Annotated in this window: 23 protein-coding genes; 10 read left to right on the top strand and 13 right to left on the bottom strand. The window is 50.8% G+C overall.

The genetic code is table 11. The features are described 5' to 3' along the window. Positions 1–40 precede the first annotated feature (40 nt). The gene (locus HQ393_RS15105; RefSeq protein ID WP_179356109.1) at positions 41–781 is read right to left on the bottom strand and encodes a substrate-binding periplasmic protein; all 741 of its coding nucleotides are present in this window, start codon (positions 779–781) and stop codon (positions 41–43) included. A 514-nt stretch (positions 782–1295) separates the two neighbouring features. On the opposite strand from HQ393_RS15105, the gene HQ393_RS15100 reads away from it, so the two are divergent. After that, positions 1296–2273, top strand: a complete 978-nt coding sequence (locus HQ393_RS15100) for a DUF6929 family protein (protein ID WP_179356107.1) — start codon at positions 1296–1298, stop codon at positions 2271–2273. A gap of 60 nt (positions 2274–2333) precedes the next feature. Here the strand turns inward: HQ393_RS15100 and HQ393_RS15095 are convergent, their stop codons facing one another. The 7 genes from HQ393_RS15095 to HQ393_RS15065 all read right to left on the bottom strand — a co-directional run bounded on the left by HQ393_RS15095 (position 2334) and on the right by HQ393_RS15065 (position 9136). Beyond that, the gene (locus tag HQ393_RS15095; protein ID WP_179356105.1) at positions 2334–3476 is read right to left on the bottom strand and encodes a M14 family metallopeptidase; all 1143 of its coding nucleotides are present in this window, start codon (positions 3474–3476) and stop codon (positions 2334–2336) included. A 171-nt stretch (positions 3477–3647) separates the two neighbouring features. After that, a complete protein-coding gene (locus HQ393_RS15090; protein ID WP_179356103.1) occupies positions 3648–3992 on the bottom strand; it encodes a DUF2185 domain-containing protein in 345 nt (114 codons plus the stop codon). A gap of 127 nt (positions 3993–4119) precedes the next feature. Further along, positions 4120–5118, bottom strand: coding sequence for a Gfo/Idh/MocA family protein (locus HQ393_RS15085; RefSeq protein ID WP_179356101.1), 999 nt, complete (start codon positions 5116–5118; stop codon positions 4120–4122). A 78-nt stretch (positions 5119–5196) separates the two neighbouring features. Beyond that, entirely contained in the window at positions 5197–5799 is a 603-nt protein-coding gene (gene metW / locus HQ393_RS15080; protein ID WP_179356099.1) for a methionine biosynthesis protein MetW, read from the bottom strand. 109 nt (positions 5800–5908) lie between these two features. Next, the gene (gene metX / locus HQ393_RS15075; protein ID WP_179356097.1) at positions 5909–7039 is read right to left on the bottom strand and encodes a homoserine O-succinyltransferase MetX; all 1131 of its coding nucleotides are present in this window, start codon (positions 7037–7039) and stop codon (positions 5909–5911) included. Beyond that, a complete protein-coding gene (locus tag HQ393_RS15070; RefSeq protein ID WP_179356095.1) occupies positions 7032–8243 on the bottom strand; it encodes an O-antigen ligase family protein in 1212 nt (403 codons plus the stop codon). The genes metX and HQ393_RS15070 overlap by 8 nt, the downstream gene beginning before the upstream one ends. Positions 8244–8251: 8 nt before the next feature. Further along, a complete protein-coding gene (locus HQ393_RS15065) occupies positions 8252–9136 on the bottom strand; it encodes a glycosyltransferase family protein (protein ID WP_218871207.1) in 885 nt (294 codons plus the stop codon). Between the two features lie 118 nt (positions 9137–9254). On the opposite strand from HQ393_RS15065, the gene HQ393_RS15060 reads away from it, so the two are divergent. Beyond that, complete coding sequence (locus tag HQ393_RS15060; RefSeq protein ID WP_246307907.1) at positions 9255–10004, top strand: glycosyltransferase family 2 protein; 750 nt, start codon at positions 9255–9257, stop codon at positions 10002–10004. Positions 10005–10025: 21 nt separating this feature from the next. Here the strand turns inward: HQ393_RS15060 and msbA are convergent, their stop codons facing one another. Then, positions 10026–11765, bottom strand: coding sequence for a lipid A export permease/ATP-binding protein MsbA (gene msbA / locus HQ393_RS15055; protein ID WP_179356092.1), 1740 nt, complete (start codon positions 11763–11765; stop codon positions 10026–10028). A 203-nt stretch (positions 11766–11968) separates the two neighbouring features. Between msbA and HQ393_RS15050 the strand changes: the two genes are divergently transcribed. The 3 genes from HQ393_RS15050 to HQ393_RS15040 all read left to right on the top strand — a co-directional run bounded on the left by HQ393_RS15050 (position 11969) and on the right by HQ393_RS15040 (position 14628). Beyond that, positions 11969–12973 (top strand): sulfate ABC transporter substrate-binding protein, encoded by a 1005-nt coding sequence (locus HQ393_RS15050; RefSeq protein WP_179356090.1) that lies wholly within the window; start codon positions 11969–11971, stop codon positions 12971–12973. A gap of 158 nt (positions 12974–13131) precedes the next feature. Then, positions 13132–13944: an EAL domain-containing protein gene (locus HQ393_RS15045; protein WP_179356089.1), complete on the top strand. Its 813-nt coding sequence runs from the start codon at positions 13132–13134 to the stop codon at positions 13942–13944. 48 nt (positions 13945–13992) lie between these two features. After that, positions 13993–14628, top strand: coding sequence for an RBBP9/YdeN family alpha/beta hydrolase (locus HQ393_RS15040; RefSeq protein ID WP_246307906.1), 636 nt, complete (start codon positions 13993–13995; stop codon positions 14626–14628). Positions 14629–14694: 66 nt separating this feature from the next. On the opposite strand, the gene HQ393_RS15035 is transcribed toward HQ393_RS15040, so the two are convergent. Then, complete coding sequence (locus HQ393_RS15035; RefSeq protein WP_179356087.1) at positions 14695–14997, bottom strand: DUF2325 domain-containing protein; 303 nt, start codon at positions 14995–14997, stop codon at positions 14695–14697. A 247-nt stretch (positions 14998–15244) separates the two neighbouring features. On the opposite strand from HQ393_RS15035, the gene HQ393_RS15030 reads away from it, so the two are divergent. The 5 genes from HQ393_RS15030 (at position 15245) to HQ393_RS15010 (ending at position 20041) form a co-directional block, all read left to right on the top strand. After that, positions 15245–15955: an oligogalacturonate-specific porin KdgM family protein gene (locus tag HQ393_RS15030; RefSeq protein WP_179356085.1), complete on the top strand. Its 711-nt coding sequence runs from the start codon at positions 15245–15247 to the stop codon at positions 15953–15955. A gap of 161 nt (positions 15956–16116) precedes the next feature. Then, positions 16117–17127, top strand: coding sequence for a sulfate ABC transporter substrate-binding protein (locus tag HQ393_RS15025; protein ID WP_179356084.1), 1011 nt, complete (start codon positions 16117–16119; stop codon positions 17125–17127). An 89-nt stretch (positions 17128–17216) separates the two neighbouring features. Further along, on the top strand, positions 17217–18050 hold the full coding sequence (cysT, locus tag HQ393_RS15020) for a sulfate ABC transporter permease subunit CysT (RefSeq protein ID WP_179356082.1): 834 nt from the start codon (positions 17217–17219) through the stop codon (positions 18048–18050). Then, on the top strand, positions 18047–18916 hold the full coding sequence (cysW, locus tag HQ393_RS15015; RefSeq protein WP_179356081.1) for a sulfate ABC transporter permease subunit CysW: 870 nt from the start codon (positions 18047–18049) through the stop codon (positions 18914–18916). Before cysT ends, cysW begins: the two co-directional genes overlap by 4 nt. 69 nt (positions 18917–18985) lie before the next feature. After that, complete coding sequence (locus tag HQ393_RS15010; RefSeq protein ID WP_179356079.1) at positions 18986–20041, top strand: sulfate/molybdate ABC transporter ATP-binding protein; 1056 nt, start codon at positions 18986–18988, stop codon at positions 20039–20041. Between the two features lie 166 nt (positions 20042–20207). On the opposite strand, the gene HQ393_RS15005 is transcribed toward HQ393_RS15010, so the two are convergent. The 3 genes from HQ393_RS15005 to lpxC are packed head-to-tail and all read right to left on the bottom strand — an operon-like array spanning position 20208 to position 22050. After that, entirely contained in the window at positions 20208–20942 is a 735-nt protein-coding gene (locus tag HQ393_RS15005; protein WP_246307905.1) for a 16S rRNA (uracil(1498)-N(3))-methyltransferase, read from the bottom strand. A 4-nt stretch (positions 20943–20946) separates the two neighbouring features. Continuing rightward, complete coding sequence (locus tag HQ393_RS15000) at positions 20947–21132, bottom strand: hypothetical protein (RefSeq protein WP_179356077.1); 186 nt, start codon at positions 21130–21132, stop codon at positions 20947–20949. Between the two features lie 3 nt (positions 21133–21135). Then, on the bottom strand, positions 21136–22050 hold the full coding sequence (lpxC, locus tag HQ393_RS14995) for a UDP-3-O-acyl-N-acetylglucosamine deacetylase (protein ID WP_179356075.1): 915 nt from the start codon (positions 22048–22050) through the stop codon (positions 21136–21138). Between the last annotated feature and the right edge of the window lie 87 nt (positions 22051–22137).

Genomic DNA, 22137 nt, shown 5'->3' with positions numbered 1-22137 from the left:
TTGCCAAGCGTAAATACTGACAAGATCAGTTTGAGCCAGTTTACTTTTGATATTGAGCAATCAAAGCTGCTAATTGACCGCTGCGCTGCATATTATTAAGCGCTTGATCGATACGATCAATCAACGCCGCCCCTTCAGGATGGCGACGACTCACGGCAAAATGAATCGGGTATTTTTCAGTTTCGGGCAAAGCGGCGATTGGAAACTCTTTGATATTCACTGGCAATAAATCGAGCTTGGCAAAGCCAAGAAATACTTCTCGCATGTCCACCACCACATCACAATAGCCTGCCGCCAGCTTTTTCATCAACGCCGTGTAATTGTTGGCGCTACTTTCCACGGCCTCTTTGGGTAGCTTGGTATAAAACGTCGCACTGCCATGCAATGCGCAAACTTTATAGCGGGACAGATCGGCCAAGCTGTGAATCGGCGGCTTGCTAAAGCGCGATCGCGCATAGATATAAGAAGGCGTCAGGCTGTGATAGGCGCGAGAAAATAGAAACTGGGTTTCACGTTCTGGTGTCTTGAACGCCGACATGACAATGTCTTGATGAGCCTCTTGGACTTCAAATAAACATCGTAGCCATGGCCGAAGCTCAACCTGCGGATCAACAAAGATATTGCGCAAAATGTCAGCCGACAAGCCCTCGACTTTAACGCTGGGCGCTTGGATATAGGACATCGGCGGCCAATTACTTTCACCGCCACACGCCTTGATCGGCTCGCCTGAATAAGCCGCCGCCGCGAGCAATAGACCCAACAATATTCCCCAGAACCGCATCAAAGTCAGCGCCTTTATGTGTGTGGCAGAGCTTGAGTATAGAGCGATACAGGCAAACCCAAATATAAAACACAAGCAAAATGGGGCCGAGTGGGTTTAGGGTGTGATGGAGTCGAAAACGCCAAGCATATAAATGCTCGGACTAGGCTCTTGGCCTACTTGCTTGGGGCAAGCATGAAATAGCCGTAGTAGTAAGAACGCAAAAATGATTTTTTGCCGCACACCTCTTGGTATCGGGGCGGCAAACTCAGGGGGCGAAATATACATTGGAAATCTGATTTGGCGCTTGCGTGGACGAAGTCAAGCTGTCAAATATCACCCACAATAATTTCATTGCCTTTCTAAAAAAGCATCATCAAAAAAATATATTCACCAAATGACGAAACCAATTTGTAACACCAATGTCATATATCGATTGAGCATTTGCACTCAATACCCAAGAACGAGCTATACGTTCCCTGCAGGGTCTGCGCACCCCTGTTATTTACTCAATCAATCAGACTTAGGTGTTGAAATGTTGAAACATATCCTCGCAGCTGCGCTGTCCGCTACATTGGCCTTGCACGCCCATGCCAATGAAAGCTACCAATTGGAATTAGGCGCATCCAATCTAAACCAAGACCTTCCCTCTGCATCGGGCATGGCTTATCGCAACGGCTTTTTCTATGCAGTCGGTGATGATGCGCAATGGCTATTTGAATTGGACCAGAATTTCCATATCACGGATAAACAGCTGATCAAAGCGTATCCACTCGATCCGAATGGGCGCATCAATAAAAAAGTGAAGCCCGACTTTGAAGCAATGGCGCAATTTCGTCAGGGCAAGCAAACCTGGAGCATGGTACTCGGTTCTGGCAGCAAAGCCGTGATTCGGGAAGTTGGCTTTTTACTTTCTAGCGATCGCATCAGCAAACACGAACGTAATCTGCTTAGCCTGTATACCCAGCTTAAAATGGCCGCAGGCATCAGTGAGCTAAATATTGAAGGACTCGTATTAAGTGGCAGCAAAGCCTATATCCTCAATCGCGGCAATGGCGGTGGGAATCTGGTATTTGCCGTCAAGCAAAACGAGCTTATCGACTATATGTTTGGCAAACTCGATGGCTTTAGTAAAATCGAAACCTTCAAGGTCAAGCTCCCGCAAGTAGCCGGCTTTGAAGCGGGCCTTTCCGGTGGTGATTATTGGGCAAAAAACAATAGTCTTGTTTACACCGCATCAGTGGAAGCCACCGGAGATTCATATAATGATGGGCAAATTTTGGGGAGCTTTATTGGCGTGATCCCATTGGGAAAACTCAAGGCCGGCGAAGTGATGGATCTAACGCCCACTTCAGTTCCACTACTTGATGCCAATGGTCGCGTTGTCATCACCAAAGCGGAATCTCTAGCGATTACCAGCAGCGAAGAAGACGAAATCAAAGGTGCAATTGCCAGCGACAACGACAATGGCACAAGCGAATTCTTCCGCTTTAAGCTGGAAAAAAACGACTAATGACTCATTGCTAGCAAATAAAAAGGCGCTTAACAGCGCCTTTTTTAGTATCAAACGAGCTTAAATCTGCTCCACAATCGCATACAGCGCGCTGAGCATACTGCTACCGAACTGCGTTGAACGCTCGCCATTCCAGCCTACTTCGGGCAGCGGACGATTGGCGGTGTCTTTGAATGGCATTTCCACCGTATAGGCCAGGCAATCGAATTCATTGCCGACCCAGTTCGTGCCAAGCGTCAATGTTTCCGGGCCAAACTTGCCGACTTCGTAGCCATGCTCCACTTGGAAATCGGGGCTAGCCGCCAACCACGCTTTTTTGAATGCTTCTTGCAAATCATGTTGGCGGCATGAGAAGGACTCATTGCTCTCGCAACCAGCGACAAAATTGTGCGGAATTGCCTCATCACCATGAATATCAAAAAAGGCATCCACGCCCACCTGCTTCATTTTTTCACGCACCCAATAGACTTCTGGGCTGCGCTCCAGTGTTGGCGTTTGCCATTCACGGTTGAGGTTGGCGCCCTTGGCATTGGTGCGCAAATTACCGCGCACGCTACCATCTGGGTTCATATTCGGCACGACGTAAAACACGCATTTTTCCAGCAATGCCCGCGCAATTGGGTTTTGCGGATCAAGTAGCGTTTCGAGCAAGCCTTCGACAAACCACTCGGCCATGCTTTCACCCGGATGCTGGCGCGCTGTGACCCAAACTTTCTTTTTATTGATGCCGTAATAGCCTTTTTGCACGCCGATGCGCAGCAAATCGAAATCATGCCCATCAGGCGTCACGCCCAGTTGCTCCAGCTTGACCCACGGTGATGCGGTAATCGCGTTGCCGATCAGCGTTTGGTGGCGCTCCCAGCTATACGGCTCGAAATAAGCAAACCAGATCACATCGGTTTGCGGCGTGTGATTGATCGTCAGCGTCTGGCCATCGTATTCAGTCTCAACACGAAACCAGTTTTCTCTATCGTAACTTGCCACCGCCTGATAATCCGGCCAGCCATCGGGATAGGCGCTCTGCCCCGCGTTTTCGATCTTCAACGAACAATCGACATCACGCGCGCCGCTCAAACGAAAGTGAAACCATTGTGCAAAGTCGGATGCGTTATCGGGGCGCAGTTTCAGACGGATATTGGCGGCGTCGCTAGCGTCAATCACATCAATCGAACCGGAATCAAAGTTACTCGTAACACGAATCATGGGCTTACCCTTGGAAATGACTGCAATATGGATTGAAATGAACCTCTGCAAAACGCCGCGAGAGGGGCGAGGACAAGGCGAGCAAATGGCGAAAAGCCGGAATGCACATCAGGTACATAAGAACTTTGAGCGATTTGATCAACACAGTCATCGCGCCTCGCAGTAGTTTTGCTAGTCCAGCGGCGACCAATCAGTAACGGCCTTAAATTCATCCTCATCGGGCCCCTTCTCAAACACGCTACCGATGGGCGAGCCGAGCAAGGCGATCACGCTACTGTCGTAGTTCGCAATGACATTCACGTCGAATTCGCTGTGGTTCTTCGGGTTATTCAAGAACTTGTCGTCTTCACAGCCCGAAAAAAAGCGCCAGCCACTATCGCCGTCTTTGAGTGGTTTTTCGCGATACATCAGCCCGACTGGATAGCCTTCAATCGTAATCTCGTCGCTGGCAATGCAGCTGCCGTGGCCAGTCGCGATTTTTTTAATAATGCGCTCGTCGAGCAGAAAGTCTTTCATAGGGTATATCTCGCTATATCAGTTAAATCATTAATTGCAGAGCAATACCTGGCAATAATGGCAATACTCGTAGGGTGGGTTAGGCGTAGCCGTAACCCACCGTTACGCCGTTTTTCTTTATATCGCATCACGGTGGGTTACGCCCTAAAGGGCTAACCAACCCTACATTTTTTGTAACCAATATATCTCGTGCGTGTAAAGTCATTGCCAGCGCAGCGCGAGTTTTGGCATGGCTCATCATCGGGCTTTCTAGCTCACCGGCGCGCAGCAAGTCGCAAAAATGCGCGGTTTCGTAATTCAGACCCGAGCCCTGCGGCGCAATTGCGAGCTCTTCGCGCTCGCCCAGTGCGTTGACCACGGTCGCTTTGGCCGGATTCCACCATTTATCGTGGATGATCACATAACCCGCTGAGCCACCAATCAGCGCTTCGCCGCTGCCTGCGATGTCGAGGCCACAATACAGCTGGCTAATGCCGCGCTCGTGCTGGATATTCAAGCTAGCGAACGTATCAACGCCGCTCGCGCCTATCCGCCCCAAAGTTTGAATTTCACCCGCAGCGCCCAGCCAATCGACCGCCAGAAATGCGCTGTAAATGCCAATATCCAGCAGCCCGCCCCCCGCTTGCGCCGGGTCGAGCACGGCGTGGCCAGCGGGAACGCTGGGGTTGGCGAAGCCCGCTCGCACAAAGTGCACGTCACCAATCGCTCCAGCCTCAATACGTTCGCGAATTAACTGATACAAAGGGAAAAACGGCGGCTTCATCGCTTCCATATACAGGCGGCCTGTGGCCTGGGCGGTGGCGATGACTGCGTCTAATTCGGTCAAGGAAATTGCGGCAGGCTTTTCGCACAACACGGCTTTACCCGCTTGCAATGCAGCGATACTCAGCGCGGCGTGGCTGGGGTGTGGCGTAGCGATATAAACGGCGTCGATATCGCTGGCGAGCAGATCGTCGATCTCGTCAAACACGGTAGGAATATGGTGAACCGCCGCAAATTGCCGCGCTTTAGCGCCACCACGGCTATACACGGCAGAAACGGTTGCGTTTGGCACATGCGTAAGGCCAGCAAAGAATCGTTGCGCAATATTGCCGGTACCAATAATGCCAAAACGGATTGGACGCATTTTCACCTCAATACTGTATTGCCATGTAGACCTTATAGATTATGGGCTACACGGCAATACATCAACTAGGTATTTAGCTTACTTTGCGCAGGCGCTAAATTGCACCAGCGCCAAACTGCCAAACAGATTCGGCAAAAAGTCGACAGTTTCACCTTGGTGCAGCACGACTTGTTTATCGACTTTCATACCCATTTTAGTCAGCAATTTGTCAAAATCTTTGACCGTGCAGAAATGAATATTCGGCGTGTTGTACCACTCGTAGGGGATTGTCTCAGACACGGGCATGCGGCCAATCAGGATTTGCCAGCGGTTTTCCCAGAAGCCAAAGTTCGGGAAAGTGACCAAGCCAACTTTGCCGACGCGCAACATTTCTTGCAAGATCAGCTCGATATTGTGCATCGCCTGAATCGTCAGCGACAGTACGACATAATCAAAACTGCCGTCTTCAAAGCTTTGCAGGCCGCTTTCCATATCGGCCTGAATCACATTCAGGCCTTTTTCCACACAAGCGACAATCGACATCACATCGACATCAACGCCGATGCCACGCACGGCTTTATTGGCCTGCAGCCAAGCGAGCAATTCGCCGTCGGCGCAGCCCAAATCCAGCACACGCGAGCCGGGTTTGATTTGATCGGCAATGTGTTTCAGGTCGGGGCGGAGGGTGTTGTGCTGAGCCATTACGCGATCTCCTTCGCCACATTGTTTAGCAGGTCATTCAAGCATCCGCGCATCACCGCCATATGTGCACGTTCCATCAAGTCTTGCGAGAATTGAAATGACGCAATCATCATGCAATCTCCGCAGCAATATTATTCAGATAAGCGCGCATCACCGCCATATACGGTGCGTCCTCCATCAGGAAGGCATCGTGGCCGTGTTGCGATTCGATTTCGGCGTACGACACAGTGCGATCCGCATCGAGCAGCGCCTTCACAATCTCGCGCGAACGCGACGGAGCAAAACGCCAATCGGATGTGAACGACACGACAAGGAATTTCGCCTGCGCTTGGCGCATCGCTTCAGCCAGCGAGCCGCCGTAGTGGCGCGCTGGGTCGAAATAATCGAGCGCCTTGGTCATTAGCAAATAGGTATTGGCGTCGAAAATGGTCGAGAATTTATCGCCCTGATAACGCAGATAGGATTCGATCTCGAACTCAACGTCAAAGCCATATTTATACTCACCGCTACGCAGCAGGCGGCCAAACTTCTCGCCCATACCATCGTCGGACAAATAGGTAATGTGGCCTAACATCCGCGCTAAACGCAGCCCACGTTTCGGCACCACGCCATGTAGGTAAAAATCGCCACCGTGAAATTCGGGGTCGGTAATAATGGCCTGACGCGCCACATCATTAAACGCGATATTTTGCGCAGTCAGCTTAGGTGCAGAGGCAATCACCAGCGCATGGCGTACCCGCTCTGGATAAGTAATCGACCAGCGCAGCGCCTGCATGCCGCCCAAGCTGCCACCAATAATTGCGGCAAATTGTTTAATCCCTAAGCGATCAGCCAAGCGCGCCTGCGTTTCCACCCAATCGCGTACCAGCACGACAGGAAAACTCGAGCCATATGGCGCCCCCGTTTCCGGATTAATACTCGAAGGCCCGGTCGAGCCATGACAACCACCGAGGTTATTTAACGCCATCACGAAGAACTTATTCGTATCGATGGGTTTACCCGGCCCCACCATATTGTCCCACCAGCCTGCGGCTTTATCGGTCTCGGCATGCTTGCCCGCCACATGATGATGCCCCGACAGCGCATGGCAAATCAGAATGGCATTCGATTTATCCGCGTTGAGCGTGCCGTAGGTTTCGACCATCAATTCATAGTGCGGCAGAACGTAGCCAGATGACAGATGAATAGGGTCTTCAAAAACGATTTTTTGCGGCGTCACAATACCGACTGAATTAGTCATGTGTTTCACTCTTTTTCGCCCCCAATGTGATCAATGCATGGGCTGCGACAATTAAAGCCAAAATAACGATCAGGGTATTACCTTCGGTAATATCCATCAGCAAGGAATTAAACAGACTGCACACCATATACGACACAACGGCACCGACCGCCAAAGCACGCCAAATCTGCGGCAGCTTTAAAGCAAGTAAAAAGGCCAGCACCAGCATTGTCATATACAGGGCCATCCCGATTACACCGGTTTGCAAACCTTGCAATAGATATTCATTGTGCGGGTTACCAAACTCCATATCACCCAATTGAATCTTGATATTGCCAGTACCATAGCCGAAGGGCGATGCTTCGATCCGTCCGGCTGCCGTCACATACAAATAAGTGCGTGCGCCACCCGAGGTAAAGCACACCTGGCTGGCGTTAGATGCTTTTTTAATTGCATCAACGCAAGACTTCACTTCTGTAGCACCTTGCTTGATACTAAATTCTGCAGGGTTACTGGTTGAAAAAACGGCGCCCAAGCCCAGCAACAGGAGTCCGACAAACGCAATGCGCCATTGCTTTTGCAAATAAAACCAGCCCCAGCATGCTAGCATCAGCAGCACGGACATATAGCCAGTGCGCTGTGGCGACATCAAAAACACATTAGCGATATGCCATGCTGCGAGTACAAAGCATGGAATCAGCCATTTACGGCGATACAATCCAACCCCCAGCCACAGAGCCCCAGCAAAGGCCATAAGTAAACTTTGGGCGATGGCATTTTTGGAAATGAAAGATGCGCCACGCAAGGTGACACCAAACCATTCCTGTCGCCCAGTCCACCATACCAAAGTTGATAAAGCCAAAATACCTAGATTACCGAGCAGAAACCCCGCAATTGCATATTGGATACTTTTATTTGAGCCCTTGATAAAAAACAGCGCTAATAAAGGCGCAAAAAGCAGCTTTTTATATTTGGCAAAATAACTCCACGCATCAGGCGCGGGGGAAAAGACCGCACCCAATCCCAGAGCCAGCCAGATCATCAATGGCAATACCAATAAGGGATAGCGACGAATTAAGGCGAGAAGATCATGCCGCCCAAGATACAAGCCAATCAGACCACATAGTGGCACCATGACATTGGTCAGCGCAGTACTTACCGGCAGCGCAAAGCCCAAGATGGCGGCCAGCAATAGCATTACATTGATATTTTTATTCTGCAGCATTCAAATCCTTATTTGGCTACACAGGTGAAATGTTTTTTAGTCAAATCCATCCCCAACACAGCCTCTAGCTTCATCAATAGATGATGCCGCTTTTCGCGTTTGGATAATCGGTACGCTGGGTCGGCAACAAAGTTAGGCTCGGCGTAGTCACGCAGCCATTGTTGTGCCACCAATGGATGAGTCCCGGTAAACGCTTGCAAAATACTAGCGTCGATTTGCGAGTAATCATGCGGCTTGGGCGCATGACTCCAGTATTTAGCTACTTGCCGATGTTTTTCCTGCATTTTGGCTGATGATCGAACATGACCATAATGGTAAATCGGACAATGAGCCAAGGCAGCGCGTGGATAACGGCCACGACGGTTTTTTTCCATCACCATCCAGAACAAGCCATCAGGCGCCCAAGAGCGGATGGTATTGCGGATAATGCGCGGTGCTTGCCGATACCAAGCAGGACTTTTAGCCACTAGATCAGGGCAGCCATAGAAATGGTGGTAATCAAAAGCAATCGCTTCGACGGCTGGATTATTGAGGTGCTTTTCCATCACGGCGCGAATCTGCGCGACGTCATCCTCATGAATCACCTCGTCGCCTTCCAGATAAAAAGCCCAATCACCGGTACAGGTAAACTGCGCGATCATTTTTTGCTGCGCATAGACATAACCGCGCTGCTCCATGCCTTCATTCCACTGCGTTTCGATAATGCGAATCCGTGGATCATTGATGGCTTTGACGCGCTCTAAAGTATCGTCTTCACTTTTACCGATCGCGACAACCACCTCGTCGCACACCATCAGCAAACTCTGCAGGCTTTCGATATAGGGGTAACCCAACATCGAGCCATTACGTAAAAAGGTGAAGCCACTGACCTTCATTTCGGTATTCTCCAGCAAACCAGTTTCATGTAACCCGCTTTCATGTAAACAGTCGCTTGCCTGTTCAGTTCAGAGCAGCGATTATACCAGTCCTATTTGTTTGCCCGAGCACCTTATGCCCACATTAGGCGTCGCAATGATCACAAAAAATGCCCAAACTCATCTTGCCGCATGCTTAAGCTCGGTGCAATGGGCGGATCAAATCGTGATTGTCGACTCGGGCAGCACGGATGACACCTTGACCATTGCGCGGCAATTTACTGCACATATTCATCAGACCACTGATTGGCCCGGTTTTGGCGTGCAAAAAAATCGTGCGATTGACCAACTCAGCACCGACTGGGTGCTGGCGCTAGACGCAGATGAAGTTGTCAGCGAAGCGCTGGCGCTGGAGATTCAAGCTGCGATCAGCAATCCACAATCCGATGTTTACCGGCTGGAGCGCCGTTCGGCTTTTTGTGGGCAATGGGTGAAATACAGCGGCTGGAGTAATGACTGGGTTGCGCGATTATTCCGACGCGGTACGGCCAAATATTCGGACGACCTAGTTCACGAGCGCCTTCTGCATCCCTCACCGGCAATCGCGATACGTGGCACGCTTTTGCATTATTCTTATGACGACATCGAAACCGTTTTAAGCAAGATAAATAGTTATTCCAGTGCGGGTGCCGCTCAGCGTTTTGCACAAGGAAAACAGGCTCATCTTGGCACAGCAATCTTGCGCGGCGTGTGGGCTTTTCTGCGTACTTATCTGCTCAAACTCGGTTTTCTTGATGGCCGTGCCGGCTTTCTCATTGCCGTGATGAATGCTGAAACGACGTTTTATCGTTTCGTCAAATTAAGACACCTAACAGATGTATCGCCACAAAAGCCAAACAATAAATAGCTTTCATGACAATACCCGTCACTAAGCTAAGTCGCCCCCAAACTGCACCGCATGCATTTGTGCGTACATGCCGTTTTTGGCGATCAATTCAGCGTGTTTGCCACTCTCGATAATGCGACCAGATTGCATCACGACAATGCGATCAACTTTCTCGATCGTCGAGAGTCGGTGCGCGATTACCAAGGTAGTACGGCCCTTCATTAGGTTTTCCAGCGCTTCCTGCACTTTGCGTTCGGACTCGGTATCGAGCGCACTGGTGGCTTCGTCCAAAATCAGCACGGGCGCATCTTTGTAAATTGCGCGCGCAATCGCCAAACGCTGACGCTGGCCGCCCGACAATCGTACGCCATTTTCGCCAAGCATTTCATCAAAGCCATGGGGCATTTGCTCGATAAACTCGGTCGCATACGCCGCCTGCGCCGCCGCACGCACGCGATCCATATCAACACTACCTGCTCCATAAGCGATATTGGCCGTGACGGTATCGTTAAACAGCACCATATCCTGGCTCACGAGCGCGATTTGCTGACGCAGATTACCCAATTCATACTCGGCCAGCGGCACATCATCCAGGCGAATTTCGCCACTCGTCGTATCGTAAAAGCGCGGTAACAAGCTTGCCAATGTGGTTTTACCGCTGCCCGACTGCCCCACCAGCGCAACACTTTCACCCGGCGGAATATCAAGGCTGATCTTGTTAAGCGCCTTGGCGCCATCGGCGTTGTAGGCAAACTCCAGATCGCGAATCGACAGCGCACCTTTAGCGCGCTCAACCTGATATTGGCCTTCGTCTTTTTCAATGGCTTGATCGATCAAGCCAAATACCGATTCGGCGGCGGCCAATCCACGATGCAGTGGATCATTGATTTTTGACAGGCTCTTAATTGGCTGTTGCAGCAACATCATCGAGCCCATAAATGACACGAAGGAACCCGCGGTCATCGCGCCTTCGGCGGCACGCAAACCGGCGGCATAGATAATCGCCGCAATCGCAACGGCAATCAGAAACACGGTAAAGCCAGAGCTGAGGCTACTGGTCGCAGCGCGTTTTACCATCAAATTGCGTACCTGATTATTGGCCTTGGCAAAGCGTTTTGACTCATAAGCGCCACCGTTGAAAATCTTGATAATGCGCTGACCGCCCAGGCTTTCGTCCAGAATCTGGCTCATTTCACCCATCGTATTCTGCGTTTCACGTGACAGACGACGCTGACGTTTACTCACCACGCGGATCGACACCGCCGCACCGGGCAACATAATGAGGCAGAACAAAGTCAACTGCCAATCGGTCCACAGCATAATACCGAGCAAGCAAATCGCCAGTACCGTGTCTTTAACCAAGACGCTGACGACATTCAGGCCCGCATCCATGATCTGGTTGATGTCGAAAGTCACGCGCGACAGCAGCACACCGACCGACGATTGATCAAAAAACTTGATCGGCATTGCCATCATGCGGTCGAACATCTGTTGCCGCATTTTCTCCATCACCCGCGACGAAAGCCAAGCGCTACCATATTCATACGCAAAGCTCGATATCAGGCGCACCAAACCCAAACCAAAGAGCATCAGCGGCATCAGCCATGCGGCTTGCCCATCCTGATTAATCTTCTGGAAACCATCAATCACGTCTTTGAGCAAACGCATCATCAAGGCGTCGACCGAGCCAGCGATCACCATTGCAACGAGCACACCGATCGCGATCGTCTTGTACGGGACGAAATAACTCAAAATGCGGAAATAAAGCTGGCGGCTATTCATTGCAAAGGCCAAAAGAGAAGAAAGAAGCAATTATAAAGCACAGCGATGACATCGAGGGTTTTGCGCATCACCCGCTCGGCCCAATGCCGCCCAATGCGCAAAAAGCATTTTTTGGAATAAGGATAAAACTCATAAGTATTTAATAGAATATCAACCACATGACATGATCTACCCATCGCTCTTCAATCATTAGGACATAGATCATGCAACTGAAAACCTTGCTCACCACACTAGCCCTCTCGCTGACCGCTAGCTCCGTGTTTGCCGCCAATATTGAGCTGCTGAACGTCTCTTACGACCCCACTCGCGAGCTTTATCAGGACTACAACAAAGCTTTTAGCGCCTATTACAAAAAGAAAACCGGTGACGACGTGACGATCAAGCAATCGCACGGCGGCTCGGGTAAACAAGCACGCGCCATTTTGGATGGCTTGGAAGCGGATGTGGCGACATTGGCGCTGGCGTATGACATCGACGAATTGTCAACGCAAGGCAAATTGCTCAAGCCTGACTGGCAAAAACAATTCCCGGACAACGCGTCACCGTACACCTCAACGATTTTGTTCTTGGTTAAAAAAGGCAATCCTAAAAACATCAAAGATTGGAATGACTTGATTCGTTCTGACGTCAAAGTGATTACACCTAATCCAAAAACCTCGGGTGGCGCACGCTGGAATTACCTCGCAGCTTGGGGCTATGCCCTGAAACAGCCGGGCGGCAATGACGCTAAAGCGCGTGAATTCGTCCAAAAAATCTACAAAAACGTGCCTGTACTCGACACCGGCGCACGTGGCTCAACGGTAACTTTCACGCAGCGCGGCATTGGCGATGTGTTGGTAACGTGGGAGAACGAAGCTGAGCTGGTCTTCCGTGAATTGGGTCGCGATAAATTTGAAGTGGTTGCACCTAGCTACTCGATCAAAGCCGAGCCACCTGTGGCGATTGTCGATAAAAACGTCGATAAGAAAGGCACGCGCAAAGTGGCGACTGAATATCTGAACTATCTGTACTCAAAAGAAGGTCAGGAAATCATCGCGCAAAACTACTACCGCCCATTGGATAAAGACATCGCGGCCAAATACGCCAAGCAATTCCCCGCGATCAAGTTATTCGACATCGATGATGTGTTCGGCGGCTGGACTAAGGCACAAAAAACACACTTTAGTGATGGCGGTATCTTCGATCAAATCTACGCACCAAGTAAATAAACTGACTTGAGCTGACTCATGGCCGCGCAGCTTTTGGCTCGCAGCCATTGGGTATATCGCCAGATAACAATATCTATAATACTCGATGGGCAATACCCACCATAATTGCTCATTAGACATCATCAAAGCCCCGACACGATCGGCGCGAAGGAGTGGCTATGAGCATCTTGCATAGCGCAACCAACACCCGTTTCCCCGTTCCACCCGAAATCGCGCGCGACTGGCCCGAGAGCCTGTTTCAAATCGACTCGCTACGCGGCATTTTAGTTAAAGCGCTGGGCTCTACTCTGGCCTCGGCCTTTCAGCCCATCGTTGATCGCAATGGCCAGCGTTTTGCCGATGAAGCGCTGCTGCGTGCCTCGGTGCGCGACAAAGCCATTTCGCCACCGCAAGCCTTCGAATCGGCCCGCCAAGGTCATAAGCTAATTGCGTTTGATCGCCTGTGCCGCACGTTGCATGTGATGAATTACGCCAGCTACGCCCCACAAAATCGCTTGCTGTTTCTCAATGTTCATCCTGAATTACTGGTCGAGATTAGCGATCACGGGGCTTATTTCGAGCGCATTCTAAATAGCTTGGGCTTTAGCCCAAATCAGGTCGTGCTGGAATTATTGGAAAACGACGTGAGCAATGTCGACGCCAGCGCCATCAGCCGTGCCGTTAAAAATTATCGTGCCAAAGGCTATCGAATTGCGCTGGATGATTTTGGTCATGGCATGGCCAATCTGGATCGACTGTGGCTACTTGAACCCGACTTTGTGAAGCTCGATCGCCATATTCTGGCGCTCGCGGCGCAGCAGGACAAAGCCCGTCAGGGATACGGCAAATTGGTGTCGCTGCTGCACGATGCCGGTAGCCAAGTGATTGCTGAAGGCGTCGAAACCCTGCAAGAAAAAACGATTGCGCTCGATAGCGGCGTCGATGCGCTACAAGGCTATTTCATTGCGACACCCGATTACCGACCCGTTTGATCCGGAATGGGTTTGATCTGCAATTGGTTTGATCTGGAATAAAAATAAATGACGACATCCACGATGAATTTAATTGAACAATGGCTCAAAGCAGGCAACCGCGTGTTAATCGCACCGGGCTGGAATAACTCGGGACCTGATCATTGGCAAAGCCATTGGCAGGCGCAATATCCAGGCGTTGAACGCATTGAGCAGCAAGATTGGCTGCACCCCAAAGCGGCGGAGTGGGTCAAAACATTTGAAGCGAAAATCGCAGCCAGCGAAGCCCCCACGATTATTGTGGCGCACAGTCTGGCTTGCGCGACTTTGGCGCACTGGGCGGCCCTTTATGGGCGTAATCGGCAAGTCAAAGCCGCCTTACTGGTGGCGCCTGCCGATGTGATGCGCCCCGAAGCACCGGATGAATTTCAAGGCTTTATGCCGCTACCCAGCATCGCACTACCTTTCCCGAGCTGGGTCATTGCCAGTAGCAACGACCCCAGTTGCAGTGAAGATCGCGCCACACAGCTGGCGCAAACCTGGCGCAGCCAATTGCGCATCATTGCCGATGCGGGGCACATCAATGTCGAATCAGGCCATGGCGAATGGCCGGAAGGATTGCAACTACTCACGCGCTTGCTGGCCCAACTATATAACCTGGAACGTGAGCTGGATTTCGATCTGACGCTCGCACTCGAAGCCTAAGCTCAGCCTGTCTCATACATCGGCCCAGCTCAATGCGCATCAGCGCAGCAAGCTGGGCTACTTGCTTTATTGCAGCGCCAAAGATTTAACCCGCAGCAGCTCCAAATTGCGCTTTAAGTCGCCAACCGAGCGGCGGCACGCCACAAACTGCACATTGCGCTTTTGCGCCACTTCGCGGTAATTACGCATGGTGTTGTGACTTAAAAAGTCGGTAAATAAAATCACGATATCCATGCCCTTGATATGGCTGGGGCTGCGCTGGTGCGATGGATTACGCCCAGTCAGGTGATAGCCAATATCAATTCCATATTCCGCCAATACCCCGGGGATATTACCTAGCGCGTCAGCGCCCACAATAAATGCTTGCATCGGATCTGCTCCTTGATGGCACACAGACACGCTACCACAGCCTAAATATTCCATTTAATTATATTTAATTACTTCCATATAACAAACACGACGAAGCAGAAATACAAGCTCACAAATTCCATTTTGGAATATAAAAAATGCTTATAAGTATTATTTAAAATATCAAAACTGTAATAAAGTACATCCATCACAGCGAGGCAACGCTGTGTTTGCCCCTATCACTGATTACATCTGAGATGAATTTGAAATGACAAAAAAATACCTACTCATTGCACTACTAGGTGCTTATGCCTTGAATGCCAACGCGGCCAGCGTTGACGTGCGCGGCCAATACAAAACAGGCAGCGAAAAGTACGAATCGCGCATTTTATTGGCGAATGACTTTGCCAATGGCATTGGCGCGAGCGCAGAATACACCATCAACAACACCAGCAAAGCGGGTGAAGGTATTGATCAAGCCATTTGGGACAATACCGAGCTTGGCTTGTGGTACAAATACAAACTGAACGATACCGTCACCATTTTGCCTAGCTTGTGGTACCAAAACACCAAAACCAAAGGCGATTTTTATAAAGTCGGCCTTCAAGGAAACTGGGCGTTTGCCCCATCATGGCGTTTTGATGCACGGGTTCGCTACGAATATCGCCAACAAGAAAGCAAAGATTTGCATAAGCACCTGGATAACGACAGCACGACTCGTACCGACCTGTGGTTGCGTAAATCAATTAGCAGCGAAGTGGATGCTTACTACAACTTCCGCTGGGATTACAAGCTAAATGATTACGTCTACGCCGACAAGAGCCACAACTACATCGAGCACAATGTGGGCGTGAGCTACAAAGTGAACAACACCATCAAGCCATATCTTGAAGTGGGCTACTTGGGTGAAGCGCTCAATCCACAAAAGAAATTGGAAGATGACTGGCGGATCCGTGTGGGAGCGGCTGTTAGCTTCTAAGCGAAATGAATCGCAACGCGCTTGAAACAATGTTGCCCCTTGCCCTGCAAGGGGTTTTTTTTGAAAAAATATTTTCGTTATATAAAAATAATTTAATATTCTTTGTTCGCATATCTTTTGCTTGCTACAGTCGACTCATCCAAAATATGAGGAAGGCTCCCATGTCGTTACTCCGCAAACTTTCACTCGCCCTAGCACTCAGTAGTTTATCCGCGCTTGCTTCGGCCGACACGACGCTACTGAACGTCTCCTACGACGTAATGCGCGATTTCTACAAAGACTACAACCCAGCGTTCAGCAAATATTACGAGGCCAAATTCAAAGACAAGGTCACGATCCAACAATCACATGGCGGCTCGTCCAAACAGGCACGCTCGGTGATCGATGGCCTCGAAGCCGATGTCGTGACGATGAATCAAAGCACCGACATTGACGCGATTGTCGAAAAAGGCAAACAAATCAATGCCGGCTGGGAGAAAAAATACCCCGATGAAGCTGCACCGTTTTCCAGCCTGCAAGTGCTGATTGTGCGCAAAGGCAATCCGAAAGGCATTAAAGACTGGGCTGATTTGGGCAAATCGGGCATTCAGGTGATTGTTCCTAACCCCAAAACCAGCGGCAATGGCCGCTACACCTTCCTTGCCGCTTGGGGTGCTGGGTTGAAGCAAGCGGGTGGCAACGAAGCCAAAGCCCGCGAATTGACGACAGCGATCTTTAGCAATGTACCCGTGCTCGATGCTGGCGGTCGTGCGGCGACGACGACGTTTATGCAGCGCCAGATTGGCGATGTTTTGGTGACGTTTGAAAACGAAGCCGAAATGATCGCGCGCGAATTTGGCCGCGGTAATTTTGAAGTGATTTATCCAAGCGTTTCGATCGATGCCGATTTGCCCGTTGCCGTCGTCGATAAAGTGGTCGACAAGAAAGGAACGCGCAAAGTCGCCACTGAGTACCTTAATTACTTATGGAGCCCTGAAGGGCAGGAAATTGCGGCACAAAATTATCTGCGCCCACGCAATGCAGCAGTCACAGCAAAGTATGCCAAGCAGTTTCCGAGCATCAAATTATTTGGTGTGGCCGAATTTGGTGGCCTGAAAGCCGCGCAGAAGAAATTCTTCGATGATGGCGCGATCTACGATCAGATTGCCGCCGAGATTGCTAAAAAGAAATAAGCCCTACCTAGGTATTTCGATCAAAACATCGTTCTAATTGGGTTTGATCGAAATACCTACCTGCCAGTCTTCATGAGCAAGGAATAAGTATGAAATTCAAACAAAGCAGCGTGCTGCCGGGCTTTAATTTATCGCTCGGTTATAGCTTGCTGTATTTATCGCTGATTGTTTTGCTGCCGCTGGCGGCGCTAATCAGCAAAACCCTCGGCCTAGATTGGGCGACGTTTTGGGCGATTGTGTCCGAACCACGGGTGGTGGCGACGTATAAAGTGACGTTTGGTGCATCGCTGATCGCGGCGTTGATCAACTTATTCGTTGGTTTATTGATTGCTTGGGTCTTGGTGCGCTATCCGTTTCCCGGCAAACGATTTATTGATGCCTTGGTCGATTTGCCATTTGCGCTGCCAACCGCCGTCGCCGGTATCGCGTTGGCGACTTTGTATGCGCCCAATGGCGTACTGGGCGAGCCGCTGGAAAAACTCGGCATCAAAATCGCCTTTACCCCGCTGGGCATTGTGTTGGCGCTGACGTTTATCACGCTGCCGTTTGTCGTGCGTACCGTGCAACCCGTGCTCGAAGACATGGAAAAAGAGCTTGAAGAAGCCGCATCCAGCCTCGGTGCAACGCGCTGGCAAATTTTTAGCAAAGTGATTTTGCCGACGATTTTCCCGGCGCTGCTAACAGGATTTACTTTGGCCTTTGCCCGCGCGATCGGTGAGTTTGGCTCGGTGATTTTCATTGCCGGCAATATGCCGTTCAAGTCGGAAATCACGCCACTGATGATTATTTCAAAACTCGAGCAATACGATTATCTCGGCGCCACCGCGATTGCCGTGGTGATGCTCGCGGTGTCGTTTGCGCTGTTGCTGCTGATTAATGGCCTGCAATGGTGGATGGCAAAACGCTTGGGGAGACGCAAATGAGCGTGATTGTGAGTAATAAAGTCGTAACGACTGAAGCACGCTGGGTGCGTTACAGCTTAACTGGCTTGGCGCTGGCGCTGATTACACTGCTATTGATTGTGCCTTTGCTGTCGGTGTTTTATGAAGCGTTGCATCAGGGCTGGCAGCTCTATAAAGACGCCTTGGTTGAAAGCGACGCACTGTCGGCGATCAAGCTGACCTTGATCGTGGCGGCGATTGCCTTGCCGCTGAATCTGGTATTTGGTGTGGCCGCAGCATGGGCGATTGCGAAGTTCGACTTTAAAGGCAAAAGCATTTTGATCACCTTGATCGATCTGCCATTTGCCGTGTCCCCCGTCGTGGCCGGTTTGATTTATGTGCTGATGTTTGGCGCGCATGGATGGTGGGGTAGCTGGCTAGCGGCTCACGATATCAAGATCATTTTTGCGATTCCCGGCATTGTACTGGCGACAGTATTCGTGACCTTCCCCTTTGTCGCGCGTGAATTGATTCCATTGATGGAAGCGCAAGGCTCAGACGAAGAACAAGCTGCTTTGGTACTGGGCGCTTCAGGTTGGCAAACCTTCTGGCATGTGACTTTGCCGAATATTAAATGGGGTCTGCTCTACGGCGTGATTTTGGCCAATGCCCGGGCCATGGGTGAGTTTGGTGCGGTATCGGTCGTATCGGGTCATATTCGTGGCTTGACCAACACGATCCCGCTGCATGTCGAGATTCTGTACAACGAATACAACTTTGTCGGCGCTTTTGCCTGCGCTTCGATTCTGGCCTTGCTGGCGTTACTGACGCTGGCGATCAAGAGCTATATCGAGTGGCGGACTGAGCAGCAGGAAATTGCCGACCAAAAAGCTGCGGTTGAAGCATAACGGTGTTGCGTGTCTCGCAGACCTGATGTTCACCGAATTAAATATGTTTCCTGTTAAGGAATAAAGATTATGAGTATCGAAATTCGCAATATCGTCAAAACCTTTGGCGAATTCAAAGCACTGAATGATTTAAGCCTGAATGTTGAATCGGGTGAATTGGTCGCCTTGCTGGGTCCATCGGGCTGCGGCAAAACATCCTTGCTGCGCGTCATTGCCGGTTTGGAAACGCCTGATTCGGGGCAGATTCTATTTCACGGCGAAGATACCACCGAGAGGCATGTGCGTGAACGCCAAGTCGGCTTTGTGTTTCAGCACTATGCCCTCTTCCGCCACATGACCGTATTTGAAAACGTCGCCTTCGGCCTGCGCGTCCGCCCTAAATCAACGCGTCCGTCAGATGCGGAGATCAAGCGCAAAGTGCATGATTTGCTGCAATTGGTGCAACTCGATTGGCTGGCCGATCGTTATCCCGCGCAACTCTCGGGTGGCCAGCGCCAGCGGATCGCCTTGGCCCGCGCACTGGCAGTTGAGCCTAAAGTCTTGCTGCTTGACGAGCCATTTGGCGCACTCGACACCAAGGTGCGCAAAGAGCTGCGCCGTTGGTTGCGTCGTTTGCACGACGAAATCCATGTGACTTCTGTATTTGTAACGCACGATCAGGAAGAAGCACTCGAAGTCGCTGACCGCGTTGTAGTGATGAACAAAGGCCAGATCGAACAAATCGGCTCGCCAAGTGAAGTCTACGACACGCCAGCCAGCCCATTTGTGTATCAATTCTTGGGCGACGTGAATCTCTTCCACTCTCGCGTTCATGAAGGCTGGGCTCAAGTTGGGAGCGCGAAATTTGCCACCGACAAAGACAGCGAACACGCGACAGTATATGTACGCCCGCATGAAATCGACCTCAGCCGAGTCGCTACGGCGGGCGCGATCAGCGGCACAATCACGCACATCCGACTGCTCGGCGCGACAGTGCGTCTCGAAGTGGAAGTAGAAACAGGCGCAGCTCAGCATGATGTGGTGGAGGTCGAGCTAACGCGAGAACGGCAACTAGAAGGCGGTTGGCAAGTGGCTGAAACCGTGTACCTCATACCCCGCGAAGTGAAGGTTTACCAAGGGGCGTAGCCAGCCGCATCTGCGGCGGCTTTCAGGGCTCAGCTTGATGTCCTAGTTTCGACGCTGCCAAGCCCTGCGCAGCGTTGTTTCCCATCACATCGGCAGAGGGCTGTTTTCACAGCTCGCTGCCTAAATTCTCGGGGCAGCCACAGCTTGCCCTGAAAATTCAGCCCCTTCAAAAATCGCCGTATTTGGCTTGTAGGAAACTCGCAATCACAGGCGCCACCGTTTCGGTACGGAAAATTCGTGGGCCAAGCAAGAGCGATGTATAGCCCGCAGCAATAGCAGCCGCATCTTCTTCAGGGGAATACCCCCCTTCTGGCCCGATCAATACCGAAACACTGTTGACCTGTTCGGGTAAAGCGGAGTGATGAATCGCGCCTGTCGGGCAGAGCAATAATTTGAGTTCACTATCGTCTTGATCTACCGCCGCAATAAACTGTGCGAAGGTGATAATCGGTCGGATTTCGAGCAACTGCGTGCGACCACATTGCTCCGCCGCACTCGCAGCAATACCTTGCCAGTGGGCAATCCGCTTCTCGGCGCGCTCGCCGCTATAGCGTTGCTGACAATATTGCGACGTCACCGGCTGCAGCACCGCCACGCCCAATTCGGCAGCTTTCTGTACCGTGTAATCCATCCGGTCGGAAGCCGATACGGCTTGTACCAAGGTAATGCGCAATGGCGACTCACGATTGACCTCGTCAAATGACAACACCTGAACAGTGACCGTTTTCTTGCCCATCGCAATAATCTGCGCTTGGTATTCGCCACCTTTCCCATTAAACAGCGTCACCCTGTCGTCGGGCTGCATGCGCACCACTTGCACATGGCGCGCCACGCCTTCGGGCAACTCAAAAGTCAGGCCAATCGCCAGCGACTGATCAACATAAAAACGGGGCAAGGCCATAGTTTTAACCTAAAGACAGGCGCTCGATGAATAGGCCAACACTAAAAACCAGACCCAAACCCAGCAAAGAATAGAGAACAAAACGAATTAGTCGCAGCCAATGCGGCTGACGATCGCGGGTGTAGCGAAATCCGGCGTAGGCGATGATGACCACCGCCACAACTGCCAAAATACGCAATACCGCAAACATGGCTTAAATACCGATGGGCGGCAGATCGTGGAACGATGACGGCACTTTGTCGTCATCACTAAAGCACACCATCTCAAAACTATCTGGATCCGCAAGCAAGGCACGCAGCAATTTATTATTCATCGCATGCCCCGACTTATAGCCAGAGAATGCGGCAATCAGTGGGTGACCCAGAATATACAAATCGCCAATGGCATCGAGAATTTTGTGGCGGACAAACTCGTCTTCAAACCGCAAACCACCGTCATTGAGCACACGGAATTCATCAATTACGACGGCATTATCCATATTGCCACCGCGTGCTAAACCATTGGCACGCAAGTATTCAACTTCGTGGATAAAACCAAAAGTACGAGCTCGGGCAATTTCGCTGACGTAATTGGTATTGGCGAAATCAATTTCGATCGTTTGCGCGGATTTTTTGAAGGCAGGATGCTGAAAATCAATCGTCAGCGCGACTTTATAACCATCGTGCGGCTCAAACTTGACCCATTTATCGCCATCATGCACCTCAATGGGCTTGAGAACACGAACGAATTTTTTGGGCTTATTGAGCTCACGTACACCTGCGCTTTGCAGCAGGTAAATAAACGGCGCAGCGGAGCCATCCATGATCGGCATTTCAGGGGCATCAACATCGACAATAATATTGTCGATGCCAAACCCTGCAAACGCGGACATTAAATGCTCGATGGTGCCGACACGCACGCCGTCTTGCACGAGCGTGGAGGAGAGTCGCGTGTCGTTCACCAAATCGGGGCCAACCTTGAAAGGCTTTGACTCGGGCAAATCAGAGCGTTGAAACACAATGCCGTGGTCGGCGGCTGCGGGGCGTAAAGTGAGGGTCACTTTTTCGCCCGAATGCAAACCTACGCCGGTGGCGCGGATCGTGCTTTTCAAGGTGCGTTGCAAAAACATGGCCATTCTGCCTTATCGGTAGCTAATCATGCTGATTTTACCAGTCGCGGGCACGAGACTGGATGAATCATTACAATCGAGCCAATA

The organism is Chitinibacter bivalviorum, assembly GCF_013403565.1.
GTDB classification, from domain to species: Bacteria; Pseudomonadota; Gammaproteobacteria; order Burkholderiales; family Chitinibacteraceae; genus Chitinibacter; species Chitinibacter bivalviorum.
This window is presented reverse-complemented; position numbering and strand designations above follow the sequence as displayed.